Source organism: Mesorhizobium sp. B2-4-2, from assembly GCF_006442845.1.
Lineage (GTDB): Bacteria > Pseudomonadota > Alphaproteobacteria > Rhizobiales > Rhizobiaceae > Mesorhizobium.
In genome coordinates this window covers 156,583-177,540 of sequence record NZ_VFVM01000004.1, presented here as the reverse complement: position 1 = coordinate 177,540, position 20,958 = coordinate 156,583, and the positions used below count along the sequence as shown (strand labels likewise).

At 64.8% G+C, this 20,958-nt stretch carries 8 protein-coding genes; 2 read left to right on the top strand and 6 right to left on the bottom strand.

What is annotated here, in order from left to right; translation table 11 throughout:
- Positions 1–181: 181 nt before the first annotated feature.
- A complete protein-coding gene (locus FJ942_RS11050) occupies positions 182–12,652 on the bottom strand; it encodes an S-layer family protein (protein WP_140897730.1) in 12,471 nt (4,156 codons plus the stop codon).
- A gap of 284 nt (positions 12,653–12,936) precedes the next feature.
- Here FJ942_RS11050 and FJ942_RS11045 point away from each other — a divergent pair, with 284 nt between their 5' ends.
- On the top strand, positions 12,937–13,500 hold the full coding sequence (locus tag FJ942_RS11045) for an invasion associated locus B family protein (protein ID WP_224618147.1): 564 nt from the start codon (positions 12,937–12,939) through the stop codon (positions 13,498–13,500).
- A 149-nt stretch (positions 13,501–13,649) separates the two neighbouring features.
- Positions 13,650–14,891, top strand: coding sequence for a Xaa-Pro peptidase family protein (locus tag FJ942_RS11040; protein ID WP_140897728.1), 1,242 nt, complete (start codon positions 13,650–13,652; stop codon positions 14,889–14,891).
- A 241-nt stretch (positions 14,892–15,132) separates the two neighbouring features.
- Here FJ942_RS11040 and FJ942_RS11030 read toward each other — a convergent pair whose 3' ends face one another.
- The 5 genes from FJ942_RS11030 to FJ942_RS11010 form a co-directional block, all read right to left on the bottom strand.
- Positions 15,133–16,569: an amidase gene (locus FJ942_RS11030; protein WP_140897726.1), complete on the bottom strand. Its 1,437-nt coding sequence runs from the start codon at positions 16,567–16,569 to the stop codon at positions 15,133–15,135.
- 178 nt (positions 16,570–16,747) lie between these two features.
- Positions 16,748–17,839 carry a Gfo/Idh/MocA family oxidoreductase gene (locus tag FJ942_RS11025; RefSeq protein ID WP_140897724.1) on the bottom strand — a complete coding sequence of 364 codons (1,092 nt, stop codon included), beginning with the start codon at positions 17,837–17,839 and terminating at the stop codon, positions 16,748–16,750.
- A 172-nt stretch (positions 17,840–18,011) separates the two neighbouring features.
- Positions 18,012–19,184, bottom strand: coding sequence for an ABC transporter substrate-binding protein (locus FJ942_RS11020; protein ID WP_140554766.1), 1,173 nt, complete (start codon positions 19,182–19,184; stop codon positions 18,012–18,014).
- Between the two features lie 89 nt (positions 19,185–19,273).
- Entirely contained in the window at positions 19,274–20,128 is an 855-nt protein-coding gene (locus FJ942_RS11015; RefSeq protein ID WP_140492076.1) for an ABC transporter permease, read from the bottom strand.
- On the bottom strand, positions 20,125–20,958 hold the full coding sequence (locus FJ942_RS11010; protein ID WP_140897722.1) for an ABC transporter ATP-binding protein: 834 nt from the start codon (positions 20,956–20,958) through the stop codon (positions 20,125–20,127). The genes FJ942_RS11015 and FJ942_RS11010 overlap by 4 nt, the downstream gene beginning before the upstream one ends.

The window sequence follows — 20,958 nt, the reverse complement described above, 5'->3', positions numbered from 1 at the left end:
CGAGCGTAAGAAATCCACGATCGCTAGAAAATATCTGCGACATGAGCTCGTCAGTAGTTAAGATTTCTGTTAATCACGGAATGCTTGTCAGTTCTTATTGAACAACCGATTTAACTACTTTGCAAGCCAGTTTATAACTTGCTCTGCCGTGATCGAATTTCGCTGGACCAATTCGTCTTGGTCAAGGCAACGGATTGGTCGTCGGCAACGGCGCAGGCCCCCCCGAGAATGTCACCGTTCCGGAGATGCTGAACTTTGTCGGGTCGGTTGAGCCGTTGGCGTTGTCAAGTTCAGTTCCAACATTGGACGCTGTTGCGGCATCCTGCGTCACCCTCACCGTGCCGGCGGTTTGCTTTATGCGCATGAATTGGCCATTTCCGGCTTGCCCGGCTACGTTCGCAAAAGAGTTGCCCTGGATATTGGCCCAGATGGTGGGGAAAGGTCCGAAACCCGCTTGCTGGTTGTCCTGGATGGTGATCGCGCGGCTGCCATTGATATGGTCGAACGTATTGTTGGTGATGGTGACGTCAGTTTCACCGCCACCCGTAGCCAGACCGGCTAGCCCGACATTGACGCTGATGCCGTTGGCAGTCGCGATCTGATAGATCTGATTACCGTCGATCAGATACTTGCCGTTGATGGCACCTTCATTCTGGATGCTGATGCCATTGCCGACGGACGAACCTGAATTGGTGACCGCATTATTGCCGATAATGTTGTTCTTGATCGTTCCGTTCACCGTCCTGTTGAAAGGCCCGTTGCCATTGTCGAAATGATTGATGGCCGTTGAACGCGTTCCGATGAACGTGTTGTTTTCGATGTCGAAGGTGAGCGATGTCGCTGCCGGATCGGTGGACACATCGACGCCCGCATTGTTGTTGGTGAACATTGCTCCCGACACGTTCACGGTCATGCCGGTGCCGCCGGAGTTGGCAAAGACGCCTGTGCCGGTGGTTGTCGGAGGAGGATTGGCGATATCCCCGTTCCAATTTCCGGTGAAGCTGCCGCCAGCGACCGTCAGCCCCATCGTCGATGTTCCCAAGCCGAGGAAGTTGACGAGGTTGCCATGGGGCGAACTGGCGTTGCCATTGATTGGCAAACCATTGCTGGAAATGGTGTTGTTGACAAGCTGGAGGTTCGTCAGCGTGCCGGAAGAGTTCGAGATTTGAATTTCGAACTCGTTGTTGTTGCTGATCACTGAGTTGCTGATCGAAGTCGCATGTGCGTCGTTCGAGGCGGTTCCGGTCAACTGCGTTATATTGATGCCGGACTCGTCGGTCGCCGCGTCGTTGCCGTTGCCCGAAATATTGAGCCGGTTCAGCACGAAGCCGTTGATGCCCGAACCGCCGATGCCGTCGCCCAGATTATTGGTGAGGTTCATGTAGGCGAGACGGGCGTCCTGGGTTGACGTCAGGCTTACGCCGTCGCCTGTCGAGCTCTGGATGGTGCCGCCCGAGCCATTGTTCGCACCGCCGCCGTCGCCCGTCACCGTCAACCCGCCGCTGGCACCGGTGTTGTTGAGCACGATGCCGTTGGCGGCGCCGTTAGCCGAAATGCTCCGGAATGTGAGACCGCTCGCGCCGATCGTCGTGTTGGCGACGTTGAGCGCGGTGCCGGTACCGGATGTGATCGTGTTTGGATTGGCGCCGGTTGTCACTGTCACCGTGCCGCCGCCCGTGGCGCCGAAGCCGGTGCCGCTGGTGCTGGTGATCGCCAGTCCGCCATTGGTGAAGTTGATCGTCGCGCCGGTGTTGTCGGTCAGGTTGACGCCGGCCGCGCTGCCCGACGTGATCGACTTGGAGGCACCGGAGAAGGTGATCGTGCCGGCGGCATTGTCGTCCAGTCGGATGCCGGTCTGACCCGCCACGTTATGCGAGATGTTGCCTGAAAGCGTGATGGCCTGCGCGCCCGCGGCGCGATCTTGGATATCGACCCCCTCGCCCGAAGCGCTGGTGATGGTGCCGGCATAGGTGAGACCCGCGGTGCCGCCGCTGTTGACGGTGCCGAGGCCATCGCCGATGCGGATTACCGCGCCGTTGATGCCGGCCACAGCGCCGCCAACGAGAGAGCCGCCGCCGAGGCTGACCGTGCCGGTGCCGGTGACCGTACTCATGACAACGGCGCTGGTGCCCCCGGCGCCCTTCGTGGTGGTGGCGAAATTCAGGCCGGCGGCGGCTACGATGACGGTGTCGAGATTGACCGCTACACCGCTCGTCGTGGTGATGGAGTTGCCAGCGCCCGTCACCGTCACCGTGCCGCCGCCCGAGGCGCCGAAGCCGATGCCGCTCGTGGTGGTGATCGCCAGGCCGCCATTGGTGAAGTTGATGGTCGCGCCGGCGTTGCTGGTCAGGAGCACGGCGGCGTTGGCGCCGGTCGAGAGCGTTTTCGACGCGCCGCCGAAATTGATCGTGCCGCCGGAGTTGCTGAGCGCGACGATGCCCAGTCCGCCATCGTTTCGGGTGATGGAGCTGGCATTGTCGAAATTGACCAAGCCACCAGCCATGCCGCGAATGTTGGCGACGTTGCCGCCAGGGTTGGTGATGTCGACATTGTTGAGATTGATTGTGGCGCTCACGTCGTCGTTGGTAAACGTGCCCTGGTCGCCGTCGACGGCGAACGCATGGTTCGTCAGCGCGCCGGCAACCATGTCGATAGCGACGTTGTTGAACGTATAGGTACCGGTCGCGTTGTTCGCCACATCGCCAAGGATGGTGATGCCGGTCGTCCCGGTCAGGCTGGCGTTGTTCACGGTGACGTTGCCGGCGACGCCGTCGATCACGATGCCGGTGCCGCTGGTGTCGTTGAGCCCATTCGCCAGGGCGGTGGTGAAGTTCACCGCGCCGCCGGTGGTGTCGGCGACGACGATCAGGCGCTGGTTGGCGTTGGTCTGCGTGATCGTGCCGGCATAGGTGACGGTGGCGTTGCCGCCATCGACATTGAACGCCGTGCCGCTCGGGCTGGCGATCGATGTGCCGGTGCCGAAATTGAATGTGCCATCCGAGCCGTTGAGGATGTCGACACTGGCATTGCCGCCATTCAGCGTCGTCGTGCCGTTGAGATTGTAGATGCCGTCGGCATTGTCGAACTGCAGGCCGGTGCCGTTGGTTGCCGACAGCGTGCCGGTCTGGAAGGTGATCGTTCCCGTCGTGTGGCCGGCGATGGCGACTAGCGCGGCATTGCCGGCCTGGGTGATGTTGCCGCTATAGATGACGTTCGCCGCGCTTGCGTCGACGTTGAAGGCCGTGCTGTTCGGGTTGGTGATCGAGGTGCCGCTGCCGAAGTTGAACGTGCCGCCCGAATTGTTGACGATATCGATGCCGGCGTCGCCGCCATTCAACGTCGTCGTGCCGTTGAAATTGTAGGCGCCGTCGGCATTGTCGAATTGCAGGCCGGTGCCGTTGGTTGCCGACAGCGTGCCCGAGAAGGTCAGCGTGCCCGTATGGCCTGCTGAAACCGACACCAGGGCCGCGTTGCTCGCCTGGGTGATGTTGCCGCCATAGGTGGTGCTTACGGTGCCGCCGCCGACGCTGAATGCCGTGCCACCGCCGCCGCTCAGCGTGCCGGTGCCGAGGCCGGCGGTGCCGGTGACATTGGTCAGGACGACACCGCCGCCGCCGGACGACGTCGAGTCGAGCGCGACGTCGAGGGCGGCATTGGTGAGATCGATCGCCTTGTAGCTGGTGGAATTCACCGTTTCGCTGCCGGCGGTGGCGATGATGTTGATCGTCCCGCCGGGGCCGGTAATGCCGGCGCCGGTGGTGGTGTCGATTGTCAGCCCGCCGTTGAAGCTGGTCGTGCCGCCGCCCTGGAACAGGCCGGCCCCGCTGGTCGTATCGATGTCGGCGAGCGCGCCGACGTTGAGCGTGCCGCTCTCCCAGCCGATGCCGCCGCCCGTCGAAGCCGTGTTGTTCACCGTCACCGTGTTGAAATTGAAGGTGCCGGTGGGATTGCTGGCGTTCGAACTGATACCGGCACCCGTCGTGCCGGTGACGGTGGTCGCGCCCGTGACCGTGAACGTGCCGGCGACGCCGTCGAAGATGATGCCGCTGGCGCCGCCGCTGGCGGTGACGCTGTTTACGATCATGCTGACGGTCAGCGGATCGAGATTGAACGCCACGCCGTTGATGGTGTCGACCGTGCCGCCGCTGCTGTTCAGCGTGAAGGTTGTGGCCGGGGGGCCCTTGGTGTCGACGAGGACGCCAGTGCCGCCATCATTGAACGTGGTGAACGTGCCGAGATCGAGCGTGCCGCTGGTGCTGGTGAAGGCAAGGCCGTTGCCCTGGACGCGCGCGCCTGATGTGCCGACGTCGAGCGTGCCGGCGCTGACCGTGCCGCCGGCGCCAGTGGAGTCGAACGTGACATTGTCGAAGGCAATGCCGCCGCCGGTGCCGCCGAGCACCGTGTTGCCGGCGAAGGAGCGGATGGCGATCGAATTGTCCGTCGCGTTGATGTTCTGGCCGGCGAAGGACGCGGCTAGCGCGGATCCCGTCGATCGCAGCGTATTGCCGTCGATCGAAAGCAGCAGCGTGTTGGCCGCCGCAGCGGTCGTGGAGAAGTCGAGCGCCCTGCCGCCGGCTGATATGTCATTGTTGCGGAGGAAGAAACTCGACGCGGCCGATGCATCGACGGCAACACCGGCGCCGGTGCCGGTGCTGCGGATGATGAGATTCTCGATGCCGCCGGTGATCGGGCTGGTACCACTGGTCGCCAGGGTGATCACCGAACCGGCAGTGCTGCTCTGCAGGATCGGCCGCAGCGTGTCGATGCCGGTCGGTGCGGCGATGATCGGCGAATTCTGCACCGTGGTGAAATGGAATGCCGCCGACGCGCCGCTGCTGGTGTCGACACCGAGCTGCGAGACGTCGATGGCCGTATCGTTTTGCCCGAAGGCGAGCAACACCTGCCCGTCATCGAGCTGGAACGACGTGCCGCTCAGGTCGATCGTTTCCTGGCTACCGGTGCCGTTCTTGTCGATCAGCACGATGACATTGGCCGTGGACGCCTGGGCGTTGGCATAGGTGCCTGGATTGACGAAGCTGCCGTCGCCGCCGCCGGTGGCGTCGGTGGTGACGTAGTAGACCTTGTAAGCGGACAGATTCGACGTGTCGCCGGTGAAGGTGACGTCGTTGAAATTGTAGTCGCCATTGGTCGGCAGGGTGTCGATGGCATGGATGGCCTGGCCGCCGGTGGTCGCGATCGCCGATTCGGCCAGGCCAGCGCCGTCGCCGAACACCAGCCTGGCGTTGGTGGCGCTGGAGAACTGGACGCCATAGCCGACATTTTCGATTTTCGAGGTCTGGCCCGCCGGATTGTTGTTGGCAGTGTCGCCGAGCTGGATCGTGCCGGTGCCGGTCGTGCCGGCCATGTCGATGCCGATAGTGCCGGCGAAGCTGCCGCCGTCGATGTCGAAATCGCCGGCCTTGATGTTGCTCGTGCCGAGCGCAGCGCCGTTGAGGTCGAAGCCGACCGCATTGGCTGCATTGAGCCCGATGTTCAGGCTGTCGAAGCCCAAGGTCGAGCCGAGCGTGCCGGATATGTCGACACCGCGCGAGGTGATGTTCTGCAGGTCGACCGCGCCGAGATCGATGGCGCCGCCGACTATATTGTTGAGCGAAACGCCGGTCGCCGCGCCATTGATCGAAACGGAATCGAAAATAACGCCGCCCGCGCCGACCGTTGCGCCGTCGAGATCGAGCGCGGTTCCAGTCGTTGTCGTGATGGTGTTGCCGGTGCCGGAGATGCTGATCGTGCCGCCGGAGCCCGCGCCAAAACCCGCTCCTGCCGTCGTCGTTATATCAAGGCCGCCATTGCCGAAGCCGATCGTGGCGTTCGGGTTGCCGATCAGGCTGACGCCGTCTGTCGCGCCCGAGCTGATCTGCTTGGTCGCGCCCGAGAAGGTCACGGTCGCCGCCGTGCCGTTGTCGATGCCGGCAACGACGATATTGCCGCCGGCGCCCGCAAGGCCATCGGTCAGGTTGCCCGACAGCGCCACAGAACCGCCGGTCAGTTCCTGGATCGAGACCGCCGCGCCGGTGCCGTTGCTGACGATGGCGCCCGCGTAGGATATGTTCGCGTTGCCGCCGCTCGCATTGGTGCCCGAGCCGACATTGAAGGCCGTGCCCAAACCGGTGTTGGTCAGCGTGCCGGTGCCGAAATTGAACGTGCCGCTGAGGTTCTGCAGGTCGATGCCGCTGCCGGAACCGAACGACGCGCTGGTCGAGGCGAAATCGATATTGCCGGCGATGCCGTCGAGGGCCACCGCCTGCGCGTTGGTGGCATTGACCGTACCCGTCAGGACATTGACCGTGCCGACGCCGCTGGCGCTGAACGCCGTCGCGCCGTTCGTGGAAATGTCCACATCCGTGAAGTTGACGGTGCCGGCGTTGTTGGTGAGCGAGACGCCGTTGCCGCCAACAGTCACCTTGTCGGTGAAATTGATCAGACCGCCGCCGTGATTGGCGATCGAGATGCCGCCGCCGGTCAGCGTGCCGGCCGGCCCGCTGTTGGGCAAGATGCCGCGCGTCACGGTGATGTTGCCGGCGCCGCCGTCGACGTCGAGCAGCGTGCCGGCGACGTTGACGTTGTTGTTGGTGATCGACAAATTGCTGTCGAGGCCGGCGACCTTGAACGCCGTCTGGCCGGCGCCGACATTGCCGACCGTGACGCCTTCGATGACGATGCCGCCGGCATTGTTGAAGCTGCCCGCGCTCTGGTCGATGGTGAAGACCGAGCCGATGCCGCCGGTGAAGTCGAAGGCGGTGTTGCGCACTTGGTTGCTGCCGAGCAGATGCAGGGTATCGCTGCCCGTGCTCTTGACCACGCCCTCGTCGCCGGTGACGTCGCCGCCGGTGGCGCCGAGATTGCCCTGCACGTTCACCGGCTGGATGGTGCCGGTCGTGGTGATGGCGTTGCCGTTGCCGAAGCCGGTGATCGATTGGCCGGAATCGAGCGTGAACGGCGTGCCGCTGAGGTCGACCGTGCCGACGAAGGCGAAGGTCTGGGTGCCGGTCTTCAGATCGGCATCGGCAACCGAGATGGTATTGACTGACGTACTGAGCCCAAATGAGCCGGCGGCGATGACGCCGCCATTTTGCGACACCATGAACACCCCGCCGACGGCGCTGGCCAGATTCGCGCTGCCGGTGAAGAGCACGTCATCGAAATCATAATTGCCGAGCGCGGCGAGACCGACGGTGTTGACGGTGAAATTGCCCGCCGCCGCGGTGATCGTCGAATTGCGGCCGTTGGCGTCGGCGAATTCGCCGTCGCCGAAGGTGAAGCTGGCGTTGGCGCTGGTCGCCGCCGTCTGGCCGGACGACAGATCGACGCCGATGCCGGCGCCTGAGATCGACGATCCGGTCAGGAAGGTGATGGTGCGGTTGCCCGTGGTCGAGGTCAGGTCGATGCCGCGCGAGCTCGCGGCGTCGTTTCCGGTGATCGTCGTCAGCCCGAAATCGGCGGTCGTGGCCGAGCCGGAGAAGTCGATGGCGGTCTGGCTGGCGCCCGCGCCGAGGCCGCTGACGGTGGTCGTGCCGAAGCTGACGTCGTTGTTGGTGCCGGAGAAATCGATGCCGGTAGTACTGGTCGCGCCCAGCGTCACATTGGTCGTGCCGAAGGTGGCGCTGCCGGCCGCATTCGAGATGGACAGCGCGGCGCCGGTCGTGCCGGTGATCGACAGCGTGCCGCTGACCTCGAATGTCGAGTCGGCGCCAAGGCTGGTGATCGACGTGCCGCCGCCGCCGGTCGCCGTGAGCGGGCCCGTGAAGCGGATCGCGGTGTCGGTGGGAGCGGTTATCTCCCCGATATCGAAGAGGCCGCCGGTGCCGGTCGAAGTGATGGCGCCGCCGAATGTGATCAGGCCGCCGGTGGTGCCGTCGATCCTGACGGCTTTTGCCGCGCTACTCTGGCTAATCGTGCCGTCATAGGTGACGTCGGCCGACGAACTGCCGATAACGATCGCGCTGGCGCCGGTATTGGCGATGGAGCTGGCCGCCCCGAAGGTCAGGCTTCCGCTCGAGCCGTTGAGGATCACGATGCCGAGGCCGCTGCCGCCTGATATGTCGAGATCGGCGAAATTGGCGGTGCCGCCGAAATTATTGACCAGCAGCGCGATATTGCTGCCTCCGGCGATCGTCGTGGTGCCGGTGAAGTCGACCGTCGCGGATGTGTTGGCCAGCACGACGCCGGTCGGCACCGACCCCTGGATGGTCAGATCGTTGACAGTGATCGCGCCCGACGCGCTGCCGAGGTAAAGCCCGATGGTCCCGCCCACGATCGTCACGCCAGTGCTGGTGAGGCCGTTGATCGACGCCGTGCCGTCGATCGCCAGGAACGAGCTGTTGACGCTGAGGTTGGAGACGGTGTTGCCGCTGGCGAGGTCGATGGTGTTGCCGCCGCCGTTGTTCAGCGTCGCGCCACCGAAGCCGAACGGATCGGCCTGTGTCGCGCCGGTGACGACCGCCGTGCCGGTGACATTGGCCGGCGGGCCGCCCAGGCTGATGGTGGCGCCGTTGGCGAAGGAGACCAGCGACTGGCCGCTGGCCAGCGTGAAGCCGTTGGCATCGGTGTCGGTGGTCTGCACGGCCGCGGTCTTGACCAGCACGAAGGTCGTGTTGGCATTGGTGGTCAGATCGTCGGCCGCGGCGGCATCGATCAGGTTGGCGACGCTTGAGCCGTCGCCCGTTCCGGTGCTGCTCGAACCGACGAAGACGACGTTGGCTGCATCGAACAGCTGCGATCCAACCAGATGCGTGCCGTTGAAGGCATAGGTGCCGCTGCCGGGCAGCAGGCCGCGCATGTCGAGCGAGGCGATGACGCCGGTGATCGATGCGCCGCCGGCCGCACCGAACGAGAACGCCGTGCTGGCGGTGGTTCCGGCCAGGCCGTTGGTGCCCATCTGGACGCCGGTGTCGACACCGGTGATGACGCCGCTGCCGACGGTCACCGAGCCGCCATTGGTGCCGGACAGGTCGACGCCGATCGAGGAGCCGCCGGAACTGCCGCTGATGTCGAGCGTGGCGGCGGTGAAGGTCGACGTGCTGCCCGAGAGGTCGAGCGCGGTGGAGCAATTGCACAGGCCGGTGATGTCGATGTCGTCGAAGCTGATGACGCCGTTGCTGCCGACGACGTCGATGCCGCTTCCGAGCGGCTGGTCGATGGTGACGGCGCCGCCGAACGAAACGGCGCCGGTGTTGTTTTCCAGCCAGACGCCCTCGCCGGGGCCGGTCATGCTCACCGGGCCACTGAAGGTGAGCGTGCCGGTGTTGTCGGTGGCGAGGATGCCCTCGCTGCCGATATGGGTCAGAATGACCGGCCCGCCGAAGGTGACCGCGCCGCCGGAATTCTGGACGTCGATGCCGATGCCGCCGGGGGCGGTGATGTCCGAAATATCGACGGCTCCGAACATGAAATCGGCGGTGCTGTCGAAGATCCCGAGGCCGCCGACGAAGGTGTTGCTGATCGTCGTTGCGCCGGAAACGGCGAAATTTCCCGATACGCCTGCCAACGTCGCGCCGAACAGGCCACCGTCCTGCGTCAGGCTGGCCAGCTTGACGTCGAGATTAGCGCCAAGCAAGGCGACGCCGGCCGCGCCATTGCCGGAGATCGTGCCGTCGGTGGTGCTGAACGTGCCGGTGGTGGAGAGGACGTTGACGCCGAAGCCGGAATTGTCGGAGGCGTTCAGCGTCTGGAATGCATATGTTCCGTCGCCGCCGACGAACAGGCCATTGCCGGCATTGTTCGACAGTGTCGTCGTGCCGGTGAAGGCATAACTGCCGTCGCCGTCGATATGCAGGCCCTCGCTGGCGTTGCTCGTCGAGGTCACATTGTTGGCCGCGACATTGCTGGCGCCTTCGAACAGCAGCCCGTCCAGGCCGGCGCCGCTGACATTCATGCCGCTTATCGTCACGCCGGTGACATTGTTGCCGTGGATGCCGTTGCCTCCGCCCGGATTGGCGTTCGAGACGTTGAAGTCGAGCAGCGCGCTGTTGTTGGCCAGCGTGACGGTGTCCGCGCCGGCCGAACTGGTGAGCGTCGCCGCGCCCGCGCCGTCCGAGATGGCGCTGGTGTGCGCGATGTTGTCGCCCGTTACGTTAACCGGGATGCCGCCGAGCGAGAATGTGCGGCCGTTGCCGAAGGAAGCCAGCGTCTGTCCGGCGCTCAGCGAGAACCCGTCGGTGTCGTCGATGGTGCCGCGATTGACCAGCACAAAGATCGCGGTGCCGTCGGGGTTGGCATCGGCGTCGGCAATCGAGGCAAGGTCGAGCAGCGAGGAGCCGGTGCCCGAGCCGGTCGCGGCCGCGCCGACGAAGATGACATTCTGCTGGTCGAACAGTTGCGGGCCGCTGAAGGTGGTCGAACCGAAGGCGTAGTGGCCGAGCGTCTGGTTAAGGCCGCGCGCGTCGAGCGAGGCGGTGCTGCCGGCAATGGAACCGCCGCCGAAGGAGAATTCGGCATTGGCCGAGTTCAGCAGCGAGCCGGAAATGCCGAAGCGCACGCCGGTGCCGACGCCTGTGATCGCACCGCCATCGGTGATGACGATCGATGCCCCGCCCGAGGTCGGCGAGGCGAGGTCGATGCCGATCGAGCCGGCCGCACCCGTGCCGGCGATGTTGAGCGACTGTGCGGTGAAGTTCGTATGGCTGCCGGAGAAGTCGAGGCCGGTGCCGACGCCGAGGCCCGAGATGACGATGTCGCCTGCCACCACCGCCGCGTTGACGCCGGTAAACGAGATGCCGTCGCCGGCGGGAGCGCTGATGTCGATATCGCCGAAGCGGATCGCCGCCGGTGAGTTGGAAATGGCGATCGCCGGTCCGGTGGTGTCCGAAATGGTCGTGGCGCCGGTGACGGCGAAGCTGCCCGCCACGTGATCGAGCACGACGCCCGACGGACCGCCGGTCTGGTCGATCGAATCCAGCACCACATGCGCCGTGATCGGATCGATGAAGACGCCGACGCCGCCATTGCCCGACAAGGTGCCGCCGGTGGTGGCGAAGCTGCCTGATGTCGAGGTGCCCTGAACGGTTATGCCGCGGTCGGCATTGTCCTTCGCGCTAAGCGTCGCGAATGTATAGGTGCCATGGCCGGTGGCATCCAGCCCGTCGTCGCTATTGCCCTGGAGCAGCATCGTGCCGGCGAAATTGTAGGTGCCGTCGCCTTCGATGTGCAGGCCGTCAAGGCCGTTGCCGGTCGAGGTGAAATTGGAACCGGTGATGCCGGTCGAGGTGCCGGTGAAGGCGGCGCCGTTGCCGCCGGCGCCTGTCACCGTGACATTGGTCAGCGTGGCGCCGGTGATGTTGTTGGCGAAGATGCCGTCGGCGCCGCCGGTGATGGTGATGCCGTTCAGCGTGTCGCCATTGCCGAGCGCGATCACGTTGCTAGCGACGTTGGTGCCCTGGATGGTGCCGTCGCTGCCGCCCAGATTGAAGGTGCCGGTGCCGCCGCCGAACAGCTTCGCGGTGACGCTTTGGCCGCCGCCGATGACGGTCTGGCCGTCTGCGAGCGTCGTGCCAGTGGTGGTGATGTTGCCGTTGCCGCCCAGCGCCACCACGAAACCGCCGGCGCCTGCCTTGGCCACAGCGTCGTCCAGCGTCGTCGGATCGGCCAGCGTGCCGACGCCGGCCAGGCCGCCATCGGCGTAGTAGAACTTTCCGAAGGCGGCATTGGTGGCGGCGTTGATGGCGACGCGCGTCGTCGAGCCGCCGGGCAGCTCCTGGCTCTGGATCCTGACGCCGATGTCGCCGCGCACCCGCTCGTTGACGCGCTTGCGCAAGCCTTCGCTGACCGGATAGACCGGCTCCGGTCCGCTGTCCGCGCCGCCTTGGCCTGGATTGAACGGGATGCTCAGCCGTACGCTGCCGGCGAACTGGGTGTCGTCGCGATTGTCGTTGCGCACTTCGCCGGTGAAGGTCAGCGCCGTTCCGGTGCCGAAGATATCGCCGATCTCATATTCGATGCCGGCCTTGACCCCGGTTACGCCGCTGTCGTCGCCATGCGGATCCTCGAAGTGGTAACCGCCTATGTCGAGCCGCAGCGAATGCTTGTCGGGAAGGTTGAGCGGCACCCGCGCGCCGATCTCGCCCTCGATGCCCCAGGCCGCGTAGTCGCGATGGTCGAGCACCGAAATCTGCTCGATCAACTGGTTCGAGACCATCGACAGGGTCGAGGAGACCGAATGGTCCGTCGTGTCGCCCTTGATCGGCACGAAGACGTTCACATGCGCGTCGAAATGCGGGGTGATGGCCTCGGCGCCGAGCGTGGCTGACGTGAACTGGTTGGAGTTGTAGTTCTCGACGTTGAGATAGGCGTAGCCGCCGAGCATCAGGTCGGGATTGACGATGCGGCGAATGCCCAGGCCGACATCCTGGCCGAACGCGTCCTTGAAATCGTGCTTAGCCCTGACATCCAGGAACAGCACCGATTCGGCGGTCTGCTTGATCGGGATGAAGCCTTCGAGCGCGGCGTTGCCGCCATTGTTGTCGGCGCCAATGATGGCGCGTATCTGCGGCTGCCAGAGGGCGTCGTCGCCATAGGCGGCCACGCCTGACAACGCCAGCGCCAGCGTCGAAAGCGCCGTCGTCTTCCAGAGATGCCTTGCAAAACGCGAGCGACCATAGGCCACGCGCGCGCGGAAATCCTCCCCGCGCGCCGCCATCTCCCCAACCTGCCGAGACGTCTCGGTAGTTCCCATCCCTGGCCGCCCTTTGGGGACTGCTCGCCCCCGCACCAATTCTTGCGCGAATTCCATTGTATAGCGAGTCCCCAACGTCGTGACTGCTGTTGTTGCGCCGTAAAGTTCTCACTTGTGGCAATGCCGCAACAGTAATTTTGCCGGCTTTCCTCGCCTGTGCGCGGCTTCCGGAACAGTCAGGAGTATTGTATCAAGCCGCCGGTGGGAAAATACCTGCCGTTTCGAGAAAAATGCGGGGCGTGAAGAACATGGCAGCCATTTTAGCGCGTGCTAATCTGTTAAATGTGACGGCAGCACTGGGCGCCCTGGGGCTGATCGCATCGGTCGCCGGGCCGGCGCTTGCCGAGGACGCCAAGCCGGCGCAGCCCCCGGCCGCTCAATCCAAGCCGGCCGACGCCAATCCATGGGCGGTGAACTGTTCAAGCGGCGCGGCCAACAGCGAGCTTCAATGCCAGGTGTCGCAGAACCTGACCGAAGCCAAGACCGGACAGCGCGTGCTGACCGTGACCGTGCGCCGCGACAACGGCAACGGCTCCCTCGCCATGCTGCTCGCCCTGCCGCACGGGCTGTTCCTGCCCTCCGGCGCCAGCTACCAGATCGATCAAGGCCAGAAGACGACCATCGCCATCCAGACCAGCGACCAGAACGGCGCCTATGCCGCCACGCCGCTGCCGCCGGAACTGATCAAGGCGATGAAGTCGGGAACCAATCTCAACATCGGCATGGAATCGGTGACCCGCAAGCCGGTCACCATCCCGGTCTCGCTGGCCGGCTTCACCGCGGCAATCGCCAAGCTGGAATCGATCAAGTAGCGGGCTCGCCGCGCTCCCCCGCCGCCGTCGCCGGGCAATGCTCCAGGCCACGACAGGTTCCATCTTGTGGCGGAGACTACCGGCATCGTGCCGCTTGATTGTCCGCTTCCGCAATGCTCCGATGTCGCTTCAGCCATCCGGAGAGAACCATGACCGGCTTTGTCGACCGCCAGCGCGCGATGCAACTGATGCAACGCGCCGGCCTGCAGGCGCTGGTGCTCTCAGCGCCCGAGGCCTTCCACTATGCGACCGGCGTGTCGATCGGACCGGCGGGACTGTTCCGGCGTGCCGGCGCCGGCTTCGTCGTCATCCCGGCTCGGCAGGACCTGCCGATCGGCGTCGTCGTCGCGGATTTCAACGCGGCGCAGCTGCGGATCGCAGCGCCCGAAGCGGTGGTGCATTCGCACCCGATCTGGATCGAATTCGCGCCGGTCGAGACGGGAACCCGCGGCCCGTTGGCGGAGCGTATCGAGGCTGGCCTTGTCTCGCTTGGCCGCGCGCCGGATTTCGCGCGCCCCGCCACCTTCGATCTCGCCGGCTCGGTGCGCCAGCTGCAAGCCTTGCTTGCCGAATTCGGACTGGAGCGCGCAACGCTGGGCATCGATCTCGGCTTTGTTCCAGCCGCCGATTTTTCCGCCATGCAGGCGCTGCTGCCGCAGTGCCGGATGATCGACGGCTCGCCGGTGCTGGATCGGCTGCGGGCGATCAAGTCGCAACGCGAGATCGAGCTCTTGCAGCAAGGCATTATCCTGTCTGAAGCAGGGCTGGAGCGGCTGCAGGTCGATGCGATGGCAGGCATGCGCCAGGCCGATCTCGTCGCGCTCTACCGGCAAGGCGTGGCCGCGGCGGCGGCGGGCCTCTCCCATCCGGTCGCGACGGCGGAATATGTGACGCTCGGCGCCCGGGCCAAGGGTGCCGATGCCAAGGCAATGCCCGGCGATCCGCTGAAATGCGACATGGTCTGCACGGTCGGCGGGTATGCGTCCGACATGTCGCGCAACTTCACTTTCGGTCCCGCTTCCGCCGACCAGGTCGAACTGCACGCGATCGCCGAGCGCGCTTTCGAGGACGGGTTGGCGGCACTCGTGCCGGGAAATTCGATCGGCCATGTGCACCGCGTCGCCACCGACAGCCTGGCGCGGCAAGGCCTGCGCTCCTACCGCCGGGGGCATTTCGGCCACGGTGTCGGGCAGTCTGTGTTCTCGGAGCAATGGCCGTTCATTGCGGCCGACAGCGATGTCCTGGTCGAAGCCGGCATGGTGCTGGCCTTCGAGATCCCGCTCTACATCGACGGCCTCGCCAGCTTCAACCTGGAGGACCAGTTCCTGATCACGCCGGATGGGCCAGCCGCGATGAACCGGCTGCCAAGGCGGTTGGAGAGGATAGGATAGCGAGGGCGGGATCGTGACGGTGTCACTGTCAGCGCCCTACGGCGCCCCCCTCTGCCCTGCCGGGCATCTCCCCCTCAAGGGGGGAGATCGATTATCGCTCCCGCTTTCGCCAATTTTCAACGTTGCAAGAACAAGATGAGCCGGCGCCGAAACTTCCAATCTCCCCCCTTGAGGGGGAGATGTCCGGCAGGACAGAGGGGGGCGCCACAGAACTCGGCGATGGGTGCCCTGCCGCGAGCGATTAACCGCTCACCGGCGGCCGCCTGTCCCTCCACGGCATTTCCCGCTCGAGCTGCGCCGACGCGGCCAGCACCGCTGCCTCGTCGCCATAGCGGCCGACAAGCTGCACCCCGATCGGTACGCCGTCTTTCGACCAGCCGAGCGGCAGCGAGATGGCCGGCTGGCCTGAGATGTTGAAGGGGGAGGCGAACGCCGCATCCGTCCATTTGGCGTTGTAGCGGTCGATGTCGGTCTCCGACATATCGTAATAGCCGAACGGACGCGGCAGTTGCGTCAGCGTCGGGGTGATGAAGAGATCGTAGGGCGAAAGGTCGCCGACGATGTCGCGGCCGACCTGCCTGAGCTGCTCGACATCGGAAATGTGCCTGGTGCCGCTGGTCGCACGGCCGCGTTCGATGATCGCCCAGGTCACCGGTTCGACATCATCAGGCGTCACCGGCCGGCCGATCACCGTTTCATGATAGTCGAAGGTCGCCGCCGTCTGTACGCAGGTCATGTTGGTGTAGGTGGCCCACATGGCATCGGCATCGAGCGGCATGTCGTGTTCCTCGACGTCATGTCCCAGCCGCTCCAGCGCCGCCACGGTGGCCAGCACGGCCGCCTTCACTTCCGCATCGATGGCCGTGCCGTTGGGCGGGGTGACGGTGAAGCCGATGCGCAGCTTCTTCGGCGCCAGTGACGACAGGCTGAGCCAGGAGGCGTCGGGGATCGGCGGCGTATAGGGGTCGCCCGGCAAGGCGCCGGCCACCGCGTCGAGATAGGCCGCCGTGTCGCGCACGCTGCGCGAGCAGCACAGGAAGTAGGCGCCGCCATACCAATAGTCGCCGAACGGTGCCAGGCTGACGCGGCCGCGCGACGGCTTCAGCCCGACGATGCCGCAGCAGGAGGCCGGAATGCGGATCGAGCCGGCGCCGTCGCTGGCCTCGGCGATCGGCACCATGCGCGAAGCGACGGCCGCCGCCGCGCCGCCGCTCGAGCCACCTGGCGTGATGCCTTCCTTCCACGGGTTCTTCGTCGTGCCGTAGAGCTTCGGTTCCGTCGTGATCGACCAGCCGTTTTCGGGCGCGTTCGACTTGCCGACCAGCACCAGCCCGGCCGCCTTCATGCGGCGCACGACTTCGGTGTCGAAATCGGCGACGACATCTTTCAGGTAGAGGCAAGAGTTGGTGTTCGGCGCGCCGGTCCAGGACGAGGCCAGTTCCTTGAGCAGGAACGGCACGCCGGCGAAAGGTGCTGATCTGTCGACCGTCTGCGCCTGGGCGCGCGCCATGTCGTAGAGGCGATGGATGACCGCGTTCAGCGCCGGGTTGAGCTGCTCGACCAGCGTGATCGCCGCCTCGACCAGTTCCGCAGGTGAAATCTCGCCCCGATGCACCAAGTCAGCAAGATCCAGCGCATCGGAGTTCGCATAGGTTTTCAGCAGGCTGTCGGTGACCATGTCTCTCCTCCCAATCTTTGCCTCGCGCCGCGCCCGAGCTATCGCTTCGGGCCGACGTTGGCGCCGCCTCTCATCCGCCTGCCGGCACCTTCTCCCCGTGAGTGACGGGAGGATCTTCTCGGGGGCGCTGCGTGAGGGGCGGCGCCGATCTGAAGCTGTTGCCCCCGGCAGCGCGCTCTCACGCCAGCTCGACGGTGCGCCCCAATTCGATGCTCTGTTCGCCGGCGAGCACGATGCGCAGGCTGTTGACGGCGGCGTCCATCTGCTCGGTCAAATCGAGATCCTCGCGGATGGCACGCAGGAAGAAGGCCTGCTCGCGGTCGCAGAGCTCCTGGTGGCCGGGCTCGTCTTCCATGCTGACGATCTCGTCGGGTTTCGCAAAGTTCTTGTCGGCGTCGACCGCCGCGTAATGGATCTTCAGCGCGTCGGTCTTGGTGTGGCGGTCGATGTCGGCCGAGTTCGACACCTCCGCCGCTTCCGCTGCGCTGCTCGCCTGCTGGCCGGCGACGATCGACACCGCGCCCTTCGGCCCCACCACGTCCTTCACGAAATAGGCCGTCTCGCTCATCATCGGGCCCCAGCCTGCCTCGTACCAGCCGACCGAACCGTCATCGAAGGTGACGTGAAGATGGCCGTAATTCTGCTTGTCGGCTTCCGCCCAGAGCTTCGCGCCGATGCCGTGCACGCGCACCGGCCTGGCGCCCGTAAGCTGGCACATGACGTCGACATAGTGCACGCCGCAATCAACGATCGGGATCAGCGAATCGATCAGGTTCTTGTGCCAGTGCCAGGCGCTGCCGCTGCTCTGCTGGTTGAGGTTGAGGCGCATCACCAGCGGCTTGCCCAGCGTCTTGCCGACCTCGATGAATTTTATCCAGGACGGGTGGACGCGCAGGATGTAGCCAAGCACCAGCTTGCGGTTCTTCGCCCGCGCTGCCGCGACGACCTTTTCGGCATCCTCGATGTTGGTGGCGAGCGGCTTTTCCATGAACACGTGGCAGTTGGCCGCTATCGCCTTCAGCGCGTATTCGGCATGGGTGTTGGGCCAGCTGTTGATCGACACGGCGTCCGGCCTGGTCTCCGCAAGCGCCCGGTCGAAATCCTCGTAGAGCGGATAGCCGGCAAGTTCGGCGGGGATTTTCTTGTTGCTCTTGATCGAGCGGCTCATGATGCCGACGATCTCGAAGCCGTCCGAGCGGTGATAGGCGCTGGCATGCGGGGCGCCCATATTGCCGAGACCCACCACCAGCACTTTTATTTTGTCGGCCAATTCAGCCTCCCAATTTTTTGATAGGACCTGGCGAGCTGCTGCCGCGCCTGGGCATCCAGAACAATCACTTCAGGTTGGCGCCGCCCCTCATCCGCCTGCCCTTTCCTCTCCCCTGTCCGGAGGGAGAGGAAAGGAGCCAAGACAGGGCAATGAACGACCTCTTTTGCAGCCCTTACTTCACCGCCGAATCGAACAGATGCGCCTTGATCTTCTCGACATCGAGCGCGGCAAAGCCCTCCGTCAGCTTGACGCCGTCGGCATCGGCCTTGACCTTGGCCTTGTCGAAGTCGTTGGCGGCCGGGATCAGCTCGTTGGTGCAGACGTCCTCGGCCTTCACCGGATTGGTGATCTGGCCGATCTTGTGGATCTCGTCGAAGAAGCCTTGCCAGCTCGCCATGTCGTGCGAGCCCCAGCCGCCGCGCTTGTCCATGTCGCCGCGGAAAACGTTGATCTGCTGCAGGATCGAGGTGGTGCCGAGCTCGGGCCCAAGGTTCTTGGCAAGCGTGGGGAACTGCTCGAACACCGCTTCGACCGCCGCGCGCGGGTTCTGGTAGCCGAACTCCAGCCCCATCGCCCAGCCGCGCAGATATTTTTCCAGGAACGCCTTCTTGTCGGGATCTTCGAGATCGGCGGCGCGCACGACGAAGGTGTTGGCCGGCAGCTTGGAATTCTTCACGCCGAGCCAGTATTCGAAGTCGAGCCCCTTGGCGATCCATTCGGCGCGCAGCCCCTCCCACGACAAGGCAGCGTCGCCCTGGCCGCCGGCGAGCGCGGTGCCCCACGTCGGCCAGCCGGCCTCGACATACTTGACCTTCTTGATGTCGACGCCTTGCGCGGCGAGCAGCGGATCGGTGATCGACTGCCAGGCGGCGGAGCCGAGCAGGATGGTCTTGCCTTCCAGCTTCTTCAAGTCGTTCGTACCCTCGCCCTTGCGGAAGGCGATGGAGAACGTGTCGCGCGCGCCCATGTGGAACACCGACTTCAGCTTCATGCCGTTCTGGATGGCGAAGGAGAACACGCCGGGCGAGGGAAAGCCCATATCGGCCTGGCCGACATCGACGAACTTCACCGTCGCCGTGCCGTCTGACGGGCCTGGCTGCATGTCGGTACTGAGCCCATCGAAATAGCCTGCCTTCTTGGCTGCCCAATAAGGATAGTCGTCGAGCACTTCGAGCGTGCCGCGCGGCGAGATCCAGGTGAATTTCTCATAGGCCGCCGCCCTGGCCTTCAAGCCCGATGCACCGAGCGCGGTGGCGGTCACGACGCCGGCTGCCGTCACCTGCAGGAAGGTGCGGCGGCTGATGCCCGTTCTTGTCGCCGTCTGGAATGAGTTCTGGTCGGTCATGGCATTCCCCTTTTGTTGATTGACCTTCTTGTTGATCGATGGCCTTTCGCCCGCTCCTCGCCCACTCCGGGGCGTTCATGATCTCGTGCTCAAGCCTCCCAGCTCGCCCATTTCTTGCCGATCAGGAAGAACAGCACGTAGATCAGGATGCCGAGCGTCGACAGGATCAGCACCACGGCGAAGAATTGCGGCATCTGGATCATCGACGAATAGGTGGTGAGCCGGTTGCCGAGGCCGAAGCCGCCGCCGACCATCTCCGCGCCGACTGCGGTCAGCAGGCCGAAGATGGCGCCGATCATCAGCCCGACCAGGATCATAGGCAGCGCCATCGGCGCGCGGATCTTCCAGAATATCTGCAAGGTGCTGGCGCCATAGGAGCGCGCCAGCGCGATCTTGGCGCTGTCGACGCGGCGAAAGCCGGTGGCTGCGTTGATCATCACCATCGGCCCGGCGGCCAGCGCCACCGCGATGATGCGCGGCGTGTAGCCGAAACCGAAGCGAAGGATCAAAAGCGGCACCAGCGCCAGCATCGGCGTGGTGACGAGAAGCAGGATGTAGGGCGCGACGATCTTTTCGGCGAAGGGAAACTGGGTGATGACGGCGGCCAGCACCAGGCCGACGACGGCTCCGATGGCGAAGCCGGAAACCAGCTCGACCAGCGTATAGCCGAGATGCGGCGCAATCAGCGGGAACTCGTCGAACAGCGCGTAGGCGATCGAGCTTGGCGGCGGCATGATGTAGAGCGGCACATGGAACAGGCGCAGCGCCAATTCGATGCCGCCGATTATGATTACGGCGACAGCTATGATCGCCGCCACCTCCTTGCCCGACTTGATGCCGGGGCCGCTGGCGAAGGCCGAGAGATTGGTCAGGCTGACGTCCTGCCCATCGCCGGACTTGGCACCCGATTTGGATTTGGAGAATTCCGGGATGGCGTCGCTCACGGCCTGATCCTCACGATCTCGGCGCTGGCGCGTTCCTGTTCCGGTGCCTTGGGCCTGGCGCGCTCGCCGACGATGTCCATCTTGATCCGGTTGGTGAGGTCGAAAACCTCTTTCGTCGCCATGATCTCCAGCGAGCGCGGCCGCGCGAACGGCACGCGATACTCCCTGGCGACGCGGCCGGGCCGCGCGCTCAGCACCACCACGCGGTCGGAGAGAAAGATTGCTTCCTCAATGCTGTGGGTGATGAAGACGATGGTGGTCTTGGTGTCGAGCCAGATCTCCTCGACGAGACGGTTCATCTCCTCGCGGGTAAAACTGTCGAGCGCGCCGAACGGCTCGTCCATCAAAAGCACGGAGGGTTTTGGCGCCAGCGCCCGCACGATCGCGGCGCGCTGCTGCATGCCGCCCGAAAGCTCGCGCGGGAACTTGCCGCCGAAACCGTCGAGCCCGACGCGGTGGAGCAGATGCGCGATCCATGCGCGGTCTGGTTTCTCGCCCTTGATCTCGAAGGGAAAGCGGATGTTGGCATCGAGATTGCGCCAAGGCAGCAGGTTCGCTTCCTGGAACACGATGCCGATGTCGGGATGCGGCCCGGTGATCTTGACGCCGTCGAGCCGGATCTCGCCGCCGGTCAGGTTGTGCAAGCCCGACATCGACCACAAAAGCGTGGTCTTGCCGCAGCCGGACGGGCCGACGATCGAAACGATTTCATTGGCGTGGACGTCGAGGCTGCAGCGGTCCAGCGCCAGGAGGTCGCCGGATGCGGTGTGATAGATCTTGGTCGCTGCCTGCACACCAAGCTTCGGCGCTGTTGTTTCGCCCGCGTTCAT